This window comes from Pseudomonas sp. SMV7 (assembly GCF_052041995.1).
In the GTDB taxonomy this organism is placed as follows: Bacteria; Pseudomonadota; Gammaproteobacteria; order Pseudomonadales; family Pseudomonadaceae; genus Aquipseudomonas.
Genome location: NZ_JBKGGT010000002.1, coordinates 106,839 through 118,133, shown reverse-complemented (window position 1 = coordinate 118,133; position 11,295 = coordinate 106,839). Strand labels below are relative to the sequence as shown.

The 11,295-nt window shown below is 62.7% G+C and carries 12 protein-coding genes; 3 read left to right on the top strand and 9 right to left on the bottom strand.

All coding sequences use genetic code 11. The features are described from left to right. The first annotated feature begins 23 nt into the window (after positions 1–23). Positions 24–992 (top strand): UDP-glucose 4-epimerase GalE, encoded by a 969-nt coding sequence (gene galE / locus ACLEJP_RS03515; RefSeq protein WP_440804540.1) that lies wholly within the window; start codon positions 24–26, stop codon positions 990–992. A gap of 39 nt (positions 993–1,031) precedes the next feature. Here the strand turns inward: galE and ACLEJP_RS03510 are convergent, their stop codons facing one another. The 9 genes from ACLEJP_RS03510 to ACLEJP_RS03470 all read right to left on the bottom strand — a co-directional run bounded on the left by ACLEJP_RS03510 (position 1,032) and on the right by ACLEJP_RS03470 (position 9,415). Beyond that, positions 1,032–1,838, bottom strand: coding sequence for a CpsD/CapB family tyrosine-protein kinase (locus tag ACLEJP_RS03510; protein WP_289135572.1), 807 nt, complete (start codon positions 1,836–1,838; stop codon positions 1,032–1,034). A 10-nt stretch (positions 1,839–1,848) separates the two neighbouring features. Next, positions 1,849–3,411 carry a GumC family protein gene (locus ACLEJP_RS03505; protein ID WP_440804539.1) on the bottom strand — a complete coding sequence of 521 codons (1,563 nt, stop codon included), beginning with the start codon at positions 3,409–3,411 and terminating at the stop codon, positions 1,849–1,851. Between the two features lie 19 nt (positions 3,412–3,430). Then, positions 3,431–4,546, bottom strand: a complete 1,116-nt coding sequence (locus ACLEJP_RS03500) for a hypothetical protein (RefSeq protein WP_440804538.1) — start codon at positions 4,544–4,546, stop codon at positions 3,431–3,433. A gap of 24 nt (positions 4,547–4,570) precedes the next feature. Beyond that, entirely contained in the window at positions 4,571–5,125 is a 555-nt protein-coding gene (locus ACLEJP_RS03495) for a polysaccharide biosynthesis/export family protein (protein WP_225777948.1), read from the bottom strand. Between the two features lie 225 nt (positions 5,126–5,350). Further along, entirely contained in the window at positions 5,351–5,527 is a 177-nt protein-coding gene (gene eppA, locus ACLEJP_RS03490) for an EPS-associated small membrane protein EppA (RefSeq protein ID WP_225777949.1), read from the bottom strand. 250 nt (positions 5,528–5,777) lie between these two features. Further along, positions 5,778–6,320 carry a helix-turn-helix domain-containing protein gene (locus tag ACLEJP_RS03485; RefSeq protein ID WP_440804537.1) on the bottom strand — a complete coding sequence of 181 codons (543 nt, stop codon included), beginning with the start codon at positions 6,318–6,320 and terminating at the stop codon, positions 5,778–5,780. A gap of 99 nt (positions 6,321–6,419) precedes the next feature. Beyond that, positions 6,420–7,838 (bottom strand): short-chain fatty acid transporter, encoded by a 1,419-nt coding sequence (locus tag ACLEJP_RS03480; RefSeq protein WP_440804536.1) that lies wholly within the window; start codon positions 7,836–7,838, stop codon positions 6,420–6,422. A 186-nt stretch (positions 7,839–8,024) separates the two neighbouring features. Further along, positions 8,025–8,681, bottom strand: coding sequence for a CoA transferase subunit B (locus ACLEJP_RS03475; protein ID WP_186674200.1), 657 nt, complete (start codon positions 8,679–8,681; stop codon positions 8,025–8,027). Positions 8,682–8,716: 35 nt separating this feature from the next. Continuing rightward, entirely contained in the window at positions 8,717–9,415 is a 699-nt protein-coding gene (locus tag ACLEJP_RS03470) for a CoA transferase subunit A (protein WP_225777952.1), read from the bottom strand. A 140-nt stretch (positions 9,416–9,555) separates the two neighbouring features. Between ACLEJP_RS03470 and ACLEJP_RS03465 the strand changes: the two genes are divergently transcribed. Then, on the top strand, positions 9,556–10,461 hold the full coding sequence (locus ACLEJP_RS03465; protein WP_440804535.1) for a LysR family transcriptional regulator: 906 nt from the start codon (positions 9,556–9,558) through the stop codon (positions 10,459–10,461). Continuing rightward, entirely contained in the window at positions 10,449–11,270 is an 822-nt protein-coding gene (locus ACLEJP_RS03460; RefSeq protein WP_440804534.1) for an aldo/keto reductase, read from the top strand. Before ACLEJP_RS03465 ends, ACLEJP_RS03460 begins: the two co-directional genes overlap by 13 nt. Positions 11,271–11,295: the final 25 nt, after the last annotated feature.

Here is an 11,295-nt window from a genome sequence, read left to right as displayed (position 1 = left end):
ACAGCAGAGTCCGGGAGGCATGGATGAAGTTTCTGGTTGTCGGTGGCGCAGGCTACATCGGCTCGCACATGGTCAAGCACCTGCTCGGCAGTGGCCATGAGGTGGTGGTCGCCGACCTGGTCTCGCCCGGCCCCGGCGTGCAGTGGGCCAGGCTGGACATCGCCGACGAACCCGCGCTGGACGTGCTGTTCGCCGTTTGCCAGTTCGATGCGGTGTTCCACTTTGCCTCGTTCATCCAGGTGGGCGAATCTGTCAGCGCGCCCGGCAAGTACTACCAGAACAATGTCGCGGCAACCCTTGCGCTGCTGCAGGCCATGGTCAATGCCGGTATCCGCTACCTGGTGTTTTCTTCCAGCGCTGCTGTCTATGGCAACCCGCAATATGTACCGATCGACGAAGCGCACGCCAAGGGGCCGATCAACCCGTATGGGCTGAGCAAGTGGATGGTCGAGCAGATCCTCGAGGACTTCGAGCGCGCCTATGGCCTGAAGTCGGTGTGCCTGCGCTATTTCAATGCGGCGGGCGCCGACCCGCAAGGTGAACTGGGCGAGCGGCATGACCCGGAAACCCACCTGATCCCGCTGGTGCTGCAGGCCGCTTCGGGCCGGCGTGATGCAATCACCGTGTTTGGCCGCGACTACGACACCGCGGATGGCACCTGCATACGCGACTACGTGCATGTCAGCGACCTGGCAGCGGCCCATGCGCTGGCGGTGGACTACCTGCTGGCAGGCGGCGAGCGCACCGCGTTCAACCTGGGCAACGGCCTGGGCTTTTCCGTACAGCAGGTAATCGATACGGCCCGGGCGGTGACCGGCCGGCCGATACGCAGCCTCGATGCCCCGCGCCGTGCGGGCGACCCGCCGCGGCTGGTGGCGGATGCCGGCAAGGCCATGCGTATGCTGGGCTGGCGCCCGGAATTTGCCGAACTGGAACAGATCGTGCGGCATGCGTGGCAATGGGAGTTGCAGTATCCGTGGCCGGTGCGCTAGCGCTAGCGCATGCGCCATGCCTGCTTGCAGGCAAAAGGCTCAATAATAGGTGCGCGGTTGCTCGTCTGCCTTGTTCAGCACTGTGCCGACCAGGTTCACCCTGGCCAGGTGGTGCAGGCAATCCTCGATCTCCTTCTTGTTGTTCATGCCGTTGGCCACCACCAGCAATACGCAGTCGAACTTAGGTATCACGGTGATTGCATCGTCGGAGCTGAGCAACGGTGGCAAATCGAAAATGCAGATGCGCGACTCATAGCGGTTGCGCAGGTCGCTGATCAGGTTGCCCACCTTGGGCGAGGACAGCATTTCGGTGGACATCGGCACCGGCACCCGGGTTGGCAGTACCACGAACCGGGGCAAAGTCGGGTTGACCAGGCAGTCCTGCAACTCGGCCTGGTCGCTGAGAAACTCGTTCAATGCCTGCTCCATGGGCAAACCCAGGGTACTGCCGACCTTGGGCCGACGCAGGTCGAAATCCACCAGCAATGCGGTCCTGGTGGTGTGGTGGGCAATGCTCATGGCCAGGTTGATGGCCAGCACGGTCTTGCCCGCTTCGGGCGTTGGCGAGGTGATGGCCAGGGTCCGCCAGCCGTTTTCTTCCATGGTCCTGAGCACTTGGGTGCGCAGCAGGTCGATCGGCCCGTTCATGTTGGAGTTCTTGTTGTACGCCACAATGCGGTGGCGCTCCAGATGCTCCGCGCGCAGCGGCACTACCTTGGTGTTCACGTAATCGAACTGGCCCGGCACTTCCGCCAGCGCCGTACCGGGGGCGGGTGACAAGGCCTGGGGGGTACCCGGGGTTACCGGGTGAAGATTGTTGCCCACAGCCGGCTTGGTCCTGTCCATCACTGCTTCCTTATGCAAACCGAGACATGACTTTCAACAGCAGCACATCCAGTGGCATGTAGAACACGTGCACCAGCACTATCAGGATAGCTACCAGCAGCAACGCCGCCAGCAACAGCCAGTTGCGCCAACGCCTGCGCCGGGCCACGTCGGCCTTGGTGTCGATATACGGCAACGCCACCAGCACCCGTCGGCCCAGCAGGTTCTCCAGGGCACCGACGCCGCGAATGCGCTGGTTGAACATTTCCAGCACCATCACCAGCGCCCCAGCGCCTGCCGGTGCCAGCACCAGGCCCAGCGCGGCGATCTTCTTGCGGTTGGGCTTGACCGGCTTCTCCGGCATCAACGGTGGCTCCAGCAGGACAAAGCGCTCGGCCTTGTTTTCCTGCTCGAGGCTTTCGGTAATCTTCGCGCCCATTTCCTTGGCACGGATTTCTTCGTACTTCTTGCGCGCGTTGTCATGGTCACGCATCAGCGTCACCAGGCCACGCTCGACCTGCGGCGCCTCGAGAATCTCGGCCTCGTAGCCTTCCATCTTCCTGGTCAGTTCGCGTTTCTGCTCGGCCAGTGAAGCGATGCGCACCTGTGCCGCGCTGATCTTGGCCCGCACCCGGGCAGCGTCGAGGCTGCTGGTGGAAACCGCCGCCGTGGCATTGCCGCTGGCTTCGAGCGCCTGGATCTTGCGCTTGACCGCCACCACATCGGGGTGGGCTTCCTTGTAGCGGCTCAGCAGCCGGGCATACTCGGCCTTCAGGCTTGGCAGGTCCTGGGCTTCATCGGCAGCCGCCACCCGCGGGCCATCGACCGCCTTGGTCGCCAGCCCGGCATTGGCCGCAGACAGTTCCAGTTCCAGGTAACGCAGTTCTTCCTGGGCGGCCTTGTAATCACGGTCGACCTCGCGGAATTCCAGCTCCGAGCGCGACAGCATGTTCATGCGCAGGGTCTGGTGCTCGGGCAAGGCATTGGCATGGGCCTGCTTGAAGTCCGCCAGCTGGTTCTCAAGGCTGGCCAGCTCGGCCCCCAGCTTGTTCGCTTCCTGGGTCAGGAACTCGGTGGTTTCGTTGGCGCGCTCGGTGCGCTGCTTGAGGTTCTCGTTGAGGAACAGCGTGACCAGTTCGTCGGCGACTTCCTTGGCCACTTCCGGCTGGCGGTGCTCGAACGACACATTGAACGCCACGGTCGCTTCACCGCGCCCGCGCACATAGGTCGTGAGGCTCTGGACCACGATGGCACTGCGCATCTGCTCGATCCGGTCGCTTTCACTGAAGCGCTGGTCGGCAAACAGGTTGTACTTGCCGATGATGCGCAACAGGTTTTCGCGGGTCATCACCCGCTGGCGAATCACCTCGATGCGTTCATCGGCAAAACTGGCGTTGTTGGTCGAGACCAGTTCGGGTGAAATCTGCTGCGACTCCACCAGGATGGTACCGGTCGCCTGGTAGATGGGTGGCACCATCACGGCAACTGCGACGGTCGCCGCCAGGATGACTACGATGCTGACCCCCAACAACAGGGCCCGGTCCTTGATTATGGCGATGTAATCTCTGAGGGACAGCTCGTAATCGGACTTCATCGGGCCACCTGCCTGAAGTTCAGATGTCGGGGTACCTGTACGTCAATGTCAAACCCACGATCGTAGCGCTCGCATCGGCTTCGTGATCCTGCTGCCGTTCCTTGTACATCAGCGACAGGCGCAGGTCCCAGTACGGCGAAAACTCGCGGCTGGCCCACACGCTGTAGGTCTGCAGGGTGTTGGGCGTCTGCCCTTTGCTGTCCTGCCAGGCGGCATCGGCACCCACCCGGGTCAGCTCACCGAGCGCATAGCTCCATACAGCGCGCACCTGGTCCAGTTCCGCGAAGCCGCCTTCGGCGCTGGCTACCGTGCTGCGCTCGGCGGTGAAGCTGGCAAGCGCGCGCGCACCGGTGTACAGCAGCGCAACACCACCCTCCCCGCGCCCGCCACCTTCACTACCGGAGACCTGAGTGGCGCCCACGTGCGCATCGGCGCTGAGGCTTTCGGACAGCTGATACTTCACCCCGACCGCCGGGCTGTAACTGTTCGAGGCCGTCGCCGTCTGGTCCTGCTCGGGCTCGTAACGGCGGACACCGAAGCGGCTGTATACATCGGTCCGCTCGCTCCAGGCGTAGGTCCAGGTGAACACGTTGCCCAGTTCCTCGTAACCCGTCAGCGTACTGATGTCGTAACGGGCACGGTTGTAGGTAGTCTCGTTGCTCAACGTGCTGCGCTCGGTAACGGCCTGGCTCCAGTTGCCGGTCAGGGTATAGAGCTTCTGCGTGCCATCGGTGGTGACCACGCCGGTATCCAGCACCGTTCCCGACAATGTCGAGCTTTCGTTGTAACGTGCCAGCAGGCCAAAACGCCCGCGTTCGGTCTGGCGTTGCCAGCCCAGGCTCACATCAGGGTCCTCACGGTTGTCCACCACGGCCGTGTCGGACGAGCGCATCACATGCATGCCCAGCCCCAACCGCAGTTCGTCACGATCGAAGGTGCCGATCAGGGTGTAATCGGGCGCGATGATCGTGCGCGTGATGCCCTTTTCTCCCGACGACAGCAGCAACGGGTTGCTGTCATGTTCGACGGATGTCGGTACGACTACCGTCGATTGCCAATTTGCCGCCAGAACCGCGTCCGTAAATGGCAAGACCAAGATTGCCGTTGCAATGCGAGTTGTTCTAAAAAAAGGCATCAAATGTTCTTATTAAAGGCAAGATCAAGGAACGACCAGCGTATCGCCAGCCTGAAGTTGGATGTTGGTGGACATATCCCTGCCAGACACCAGGTCTTTATATCGCACAGGCAGGATTTTTTGGGAAGTGCCGGTACCACGCACCACCTTGATTTCGCTTTCATCGGCAAACTTGTCGAGGCCCCCCGACATGCTCAGGGCCTGCAGCACTGCAGTAGGGCCGGCCATTTGTACCGGCCCGGGCTTGATGACTTTGCCTTGTACATAGACCAGGTTGCCGGCGATGCTCTTGACGACAACGCTGACGTTCGGGTCGGGGAGGAATTTTTCGAGTTTGGCGGCCACTTGTTTTTCAACTGCCGTTACATCCAGCCCGGCAACTTCGATGCGCCCGGCCAGCGGGAACGTGATACTGCCATCGGGCAATACGGTGGCTTCCTGACGCAGGCTGTCTTCCTGCCACACCGAAACCATCACCACATCGCCGGGGCTGAGCAGGTAGGTACCGTTCGGCTCGGCATTGCCGGCACCAGACCACACCGTCAACAGGCACAGCACGGCAAACATTGAACGCACCATGAGGGTCCCTCCGGCCAAAAGGCCCGACGAAGAGCACTGAATGAGAACAGCCCGCCAACTCTCGCTCCGCTTTGCGGCCTACCCTGCCGCGACGGCCTCACCTTCCTGGACGCCCTTGCCTTGACGCTGTGCAGCCTGAGTTGCATGGCCTGCAACCGTGGACCTTCAGGGGCTAATGGCAATATAGCAACGCTTGGCAAATTGACAAGCAAGCCCGCGGCAGGCTCAGATTTTCCTTCTGTTGGCGACCGCCACAAAACCCACGACAGCAAAGGCAAACAACCAACCTGCGGTTGAAACAGGCATGATACTGTTCTGGTTGATATACGAATCCGCAGCGCGTGCCGCGCCACTTAACAACGCCAGCAAGAACATCGCCTTTATTATCAGAGCCGTGCGCATACGCCCCTCCTTTAAAGAGGAATATCAATTAGTTATTGGCGTGGTGTTGCGGGAGTTGTTTCGCTGTTGAATTGAGCTTATGAGCACAAACCCACTGCGTCAATGATCCGACACAATAATAAAATTCAATGAGCGGCTGGCCGACTCGTCAAAATACCGACAGACAAACTGTGCATGAGCGCAGGCGCTGGCTGGCGCCAACGTTTCATCGGTGAGAAAAGCCGAAGACGGGACGCAAGGCCCCGCCGTTTCATTCGTCTGCGTGGTGTACAACCACCAGCAATTGCGCTGGCAGCGGCCCCACCGAGCGTAACCGGTGCGGGGTCTGGGCGTTGAAATGCAGGGCATCGCCTTGCTCCAGCAGGACCCGCTCGTTCATGAAATCCACTTCTACCTGGCCGCTGTGGACAAACAGGAACTCCTCGCCCAGGTGTTCCTTGAAGGTGGGGTCGCTGAACTCCAGCGGAGGCTGGATCAGGAACGGCAACAGGCTGCGTTGCCCCACCTGGCTGGTCAGGGCCGCGTACCCCGGCCCGGCCCCGTCACCCACCAGGGCCTGACGCTCGGCATGCCGCACCAGGCTGTAGCGGCCCGGGCCGGCCTGTTCGTCGGCGAACAGCTCTTCGACATTGACGTTCAGCGCCCGCGCCAGTTTCAGCGCGGCGGCGATGGACGGTGTGTTCAGGCCGCGCTCGACCTTGGACAGGTAACTCTTGGTCATGGCGGTCTTTTCGGCCAGCATTTCCAGGGTCATCCCCAGTTTCTTGCGCAGCAGTTTCAATCGGATAGACATGTGACGCGGGTTTCCCAGGCGAAGGCGGCCTGGCAATGATACGTGGACTGCCGGGGAAATGCTGGGGCTGCTACGCAGCCCCACATTTCGTGGCGAACGTCATGGCATGACCGGCGGCACATATTGCAGTGTGGTACCCAGCGCCCACAGCAGCACCAGCACCAACGGCACATGCACCAGCAACTGCACGAACGAGAAACCGATCAGGTCACGTGCCTTGAGCCCCAGCACACCCAGCAGGGGCAGCATGTAGAACGGGTTGATCAGGTTCGGCAGGGCCTCGGCGGCGTTGTAGATCTGCACCGCCCAGCCGAGGTGGTACTGCAGGTCGTTGGCCACCAGCATCACGTAAGGTGCCTCGATGATCCACTTGCCACCCCCCGAGGGGATGAAGAAGCCCAGCACTGCCGAATACACCCCCATCAGCACGGCATAGGTATCATGCGTGGCTACCTGGGTGAAGAACACGGAAATGTGGTGGGCCAGGGTCTGTTCATCGACGCCCTTCACCTGGGTGAGGATGGCGGCGATCGAGCCATACAGCGGGAACTGGATCAACACCCCGGTGGTGGTCGGGACCGCACGCGCCACCGCATCGAGGAAGCTGCGCGGGCGCCAGTGCAGCAAGGCACCGAGCATGATGAACAGCAGGTTGTAGGTGTTCAGCCCGGAGATGGCGGTAATTGCCGGTTTGCTGGCGAACTCCTGGTACAGCCAGCCAGCAGCCAAGGCCACCAGCAGCAGGATCAGGATCGGGCTGTGCTCCAGCCACTCGCCCGGACGGGTACGCTGGGGTGCCGGTGGCGCGCTGAAGCTGGGGTCGACGCCGCAGTCCTGGGCGCTGCGCGCGCTGTTCGGCCCTGGCGCGGTGGCATAGGCGATGACCAGCGAAACCACCACCAGCGCGGCCAGCATCACCCCGGACTGCCAGAGAAAGATGGTTTCGGTGAACGGGATCACCCCGGTAATCGACAGGATCGAGGGTGGCAGGCTGGCCGGGTTGGCCTGCAGTTGCGCCGCCGAAGACGACAGGCCCAGTGCCCAGACGGCGCCCAGGCCCAGGTAGGCGGCCGCACCGGCGGCGCGGTAGTCCATCTGCAGTTCGCTACGCCGGGCCAGGGCGCGCACCAGCAGGCCACCGAACACCAGCGACAGGCCCCAGTTGAGCAGCGAGGCCAGCATCGAGATCAGCGCCACCCAGCACACCGCCGAGCGGCCATTGCCGGGAATGCGCGCCAGGCGGTCGATCAGCCGTGCGGCGGGCGGCGAGCTGGCCACCACGTAGCCGCCGATGACCACGAAGGCCATTTGCATGGTGAACGGGATCAGGCTCCAGAAGCCATCACCGAAGGCTTTGGCGGTATCGGTCGGCCTGGCGCCCATGGCCAGCGCACCGATGCACACCAGCAGCACTGCCAGGGCAGCAAACACCCAGGAGTCAGGGAACCAGCGTTCGGCCCAGTTGGAGCAGCGCAAGGCAAAGCGGGCGGAGCGGCTGTCTTGGATTTCAGCGGCCACGGTTGAATTCCTCTTGTTGGTTTTATCGGATATCAGCAAACGCAAAACCCCCGCAGCAGCAGCCTTGTGCCGCGAAAGAGCCGCGAAGCTGCCCCCCGATCCCGGCGTCGATGCCAAAATCGGGGGCTGCTTCGCGGCCCGTTCGCGGCACAAGGCCGCTGCTACAGGGGCGCTGTGCGGCAATGCCTAGAAGGTCATTTCCTTCACGTCATCCGGCACGATCAGCTTGCCGGCGGTCTTCTCGATGATTTCTTCAACACTCACCCCCGGCGCGGTTTCGCGCAGGATGAAGGCGCCGTCTTCGATTTCCAGGTAGGCCAGGTCGGTCAGCACCTTGCGGATGCAGCCGGCACCGGTCAGCGGCAAGCTGCACTGCGGCAGCAGCTTGGACTCGCCGTCCTTGGAGGCGTGGGTCATGGTGACGATGATGTTCTCGGCACCGGCTACCAGGTCCATGGCGCCGCCCATGCCCTTCACCAGCTTGCCCGGAATCATCCACGAGGCGATGTTGCCGTGCACGTCCACCTCGAAGGCACCGAGCACGGTGAGGTCGACGTGGCCGCCACGGATCATGGCGAAGGATTGCGCCGAGTCGAAGATCGAGGCGCCACGACGGGCGGTGACGGTCTGCTTGCCGGCGTTGATCATGTCGGCATCCAGGGTGCTTTCAGTAGGAAACTCGCCCATGCCGAGCAGGCCGTTTTCCGATTGCAGCATGACATCCATGTCGGCGGGCACATAGTTGGCCACCAGGGTCGGAATGCCGATACCGAGGTTGACGTAGTAGCCGTCTTTCAATTCACGGGCGACGCGTTGCGCCATCTGTTCGCGGGTCAGTGCCATGGTCAGGGTCTCTTTGTTGTTCTGCTGGATGGCGCTCAGGCCTTGACGGTGCGCTTTTCGATACGCTTCTCGAAGGTGCCGACGATGACGCGGTCGACGTAGATGCCCGGGGTATGGATTTCGCTGGGCAGCAGCACGCCGGGTTCGACGATCTCTTCCACTTCGACCACGGTGATCTTGCCGGCGGTGGCTGCCAGCGGGTTGAAGTTCTGCGCGGTGTTGCGGTACACCACGTTGCCGTAGTGGTCGGCCTTCCAGCCCTTGACGATGGCGAAATCACCGGTGATGGACTGTTCAAGGATGTACTTGCGGCCGTTGAACTCGCGCACTTCCTTGCCTTCGGCTACCGGGGTGCCGTAGCCGGTGGCGGTGTAGAAGGCCGGGATGCCGGCGCCGCCAGCACGCATCTTCTCGGCGAGGGTGCCTTGCGGGGTCAGTTCCACTTCCAGCTCGCCGCTGAGCAGCTGGCGTTCGAATTCGGCGTTCTCGCCCACGTACGAGGCAATCATCTTGCGGATCTGCCGGTCTTCCAGCAGCACGCCAAGGCCGAAACCATCGACGCCGCAGTTGTTGGAGACCACGGTCAGGCCCTTGACGCCACGCCGCTTGATTTCGCTGATGAGGTTTTCCGGGATGCCGCACAGGCCAAAACCGCCTGCCAGTACCGTCATGTTGTCGGTCAGGCCTTCGAGGGCCTGCTCATAGGTTGCAACGCGCTTGTCCAGTCCGGCCATGCTGATCCGCCTTTTGTAGTTGTTGAACCGACGAGGCTGTCGGTGAGCGTGTGGGGACATCTTCACCGCAAGCGACTGATTTGTTAATTTTGTTTTCATCATCGATTGATAATTTTTGCAAAACAACCAGCAGGCCAGTCATGAACGTCAAGCAACTGCGTGCCTTTGTCACCGTGGCCAAGTACCAGAGCTTCGCCCAAGCCGGTGAGCACCTGCATGTCTCGCAACCGGCCCTGAGCCTGACCATCAAGGCCCTGGAAGAAAACCTCGGGGGCGCCCTGCTCAGCCGTACCACCCGCAGCGTCAGCCTGACCGCCGAAGGTGAGGTGCTGCTGCCGCTGGCCCGGCGCCTGCTGGCCGACTGGGACGACACCGAAGAAATGCTGCGCCAGCGCTTCACCCTGCAACTGGGCCGGGTGTCGGTGGCGGCCATGCCGGCCTTCGCTGGCAACCTGCTGCCGCATTCGCTCAAGGTATTTCGCCAGCGCTACCCGAAGGTCAACGTCACCGTGCACGATGTGATCAACGAACAGGTACTGGAACTGGTGCGTCATCGCCGCGTCGAACTGGGCATCGGCTTCGAACCGGACAACATCGATGGCCTGGACTTCCACCCGCTGTACATGGACCGTTTCGTCGCCGTGGTGCCTGCCGACTCGCCCCTGGCGCGATTGCCCCAGGTCAGCTGGGCGCAACTGCTGGCCGAAGACTTCGTGGCCCTGCAGCGCCCATCGGCGGTGCGCCTGCTGATGGAGCAGAACGTGGCTGCACGGCACGGCAAGCTGGCGGTGGCGTTCGAGAGCCACCAGCTTTCGACGATCGGCCGCATGGTTGCCAGTGGCCTGGGGGTGAGTGCCGTGCCGGCGCTGTGCATCAACCAGATGCAGGAGCTTGGCGCCCGCTGCGTGGCGCTGGTCGAGCCGACGGTCGAACGCCGCATTGGCGTGATTGCCCTCAGCGAGCACAGACTTTCCACGGCGGCGCAGGCGCTGCTCGAGGTGCTGCTTTCCAATACCCGCATTCCGGAGGTGACATGCGTTACGTGACACTGGCAGGTTCGAGCGTTCCGGCCATCGGCCAGGGCACCTGGTACATGGGTGAAGATCCAGGCCGCCGGGCAGCCGAGGTGGCGGCCCTGCAACAAGGCATCGAGCTTGGCCTGAGCCTGATCGATACCGCCGAGATGTATGCCGAGGGCGGCGCGGAAACCGTCGTTGGCCAGGCCATTGCCGGGCGCCGTGACCAGGTGTTTTTGGTCAGCAAGGTCTACCCGCACAATGCCAGCCGGCGCGGCATGGCAGCCGCCTGCGAACGCAGCCTCGCGCGCCTGGGCACCGACTGCATCGATCTGTACCTGCTGCACTGGCGCGGCCAGCACCCGCTGGAAGAAACCGTCGAAGCCTTCGAGCGCTTGCGCGAGCAAGGCAAGATCAGGCGCTGGGGCGTGTCCAACTTTGATGTCGACGACCTGCGCGAATTGCACAACCCCGATTGCGCGACCAACCAGGTGTTGTACAACCCGGCCCAGCGCGGCATCGAGTTCGACCTGTTGCCGTGGTGCGAACAGCGCGCCCTGCCGACCATGGCCTACTGCCCGCTGGCCCAGGCCGGGCGCCTGTTGCAGCACCCGGTGCTGGCGCAGGTCGGCGAACGGCACGGTGCCACGGCAGCCCAGGTCAGCCTGGCCTGGGTGACCCGCAATGACGGGGTGATCGCCATTCCCAAGGCGGTAGCAGCCGAGCATGTGCGGCTGAATGCAGCGGCGGCTTCGCTGACCTTGACCAGTGAGGACCTGCGGGCGATAGACCGCGCGTTCCCGCCGCCGACGCGCAAGCAACGGCTGGCGATGGTCTAGGTACATGCACGGGTCGCGCGCCTGC

What these genes read in the sequence shown, in the direction of transcription:
- galE (WP_440804540.1), top strand. Translation starts at nt 24, where the DNA reads ATGAAGTTTCTGGTTGTCGGTGGCGCAGGCTACATCGGCTCGCACATG.
- ACLEJP_RS03510 (WP_289135572.1), bottom strand. Translation starts at nt 1,838, where the DNA reads ATGGACAGGACCAAGCCGGCTGTGGGCAACAATCTTCACCCGGTAACC.
- ACLEJP_RS03505 (WP_440804539.1), bottom strand. Translation starts at nt 3,411, where the DNA reads ATGAAGTCCGATTACGAGCTGTCCCTCAGAGATTACATCGCCATAATC.
- ACLEJP_RS03500 (WP_440804538.1), bottom strand. Translation starts at nt 4,546, where the DNA reads ATGCCTTTTTTTAGAACAACTCGCATTGCAACGGCAATCTTGGTCTTG.
- ACLEJP_RS03495 (WP_225777948.1), bottom strand. Translation starts at nt 5,125, where the DNA reads ATGGTGCGTTCAATGTTTGCCGTGCTGTGCCTGTTGACGGTGTGGTCT.
- eppA (WP_225777949.1), bottom strand. Translation starts at nt 5,527, where the DNA reads ATGCGCACGGCTCTGATAATAAAGGCGATGTTCTTGCTGGCGTTGTTA.
- ACLEJP_RS03485 (WP_440804537.1), bottom strand. Translation starts at nt 6,320, where the DNA reads ATGTCTATCCGATTGAAACTGCTGCGCAAGAAACTGGGGATGACCCTG.
- ACLEJP_RS03475 (WP_186674200.1), bottom strand. Translation starts at nt 8,681, where the DNA reads ATGGCACTGACCCGCGAACAGATGGCGCAACGCGTCGCCCGTGAATTG.
- ACLEJP_RS03470 (WP_225777952.1), bottom strand. Translation starts at nt 9,415, where the DNA reads ATGGCCGGACTGGACAAGCGCGTTGCAACCTATGAGCAGGCCCTCGAA.
- ACLEJP_RS03465 (WP_440804535.1), top strand. Translation starts at nt 9,556, where the DNA reads ATGAACGTCAAGCAACTGCGTGCCTTTGTCACCGTGGCCAAGTACCAG.
- ACLEJP_RS03460 (WP_440804534.1), top strand. Translation starts at nt 10,449, where the DNA reads ATGCGTTACGTGACACTGGCAGGTTCGAGCGTTCCGGCCATCGGCCAG.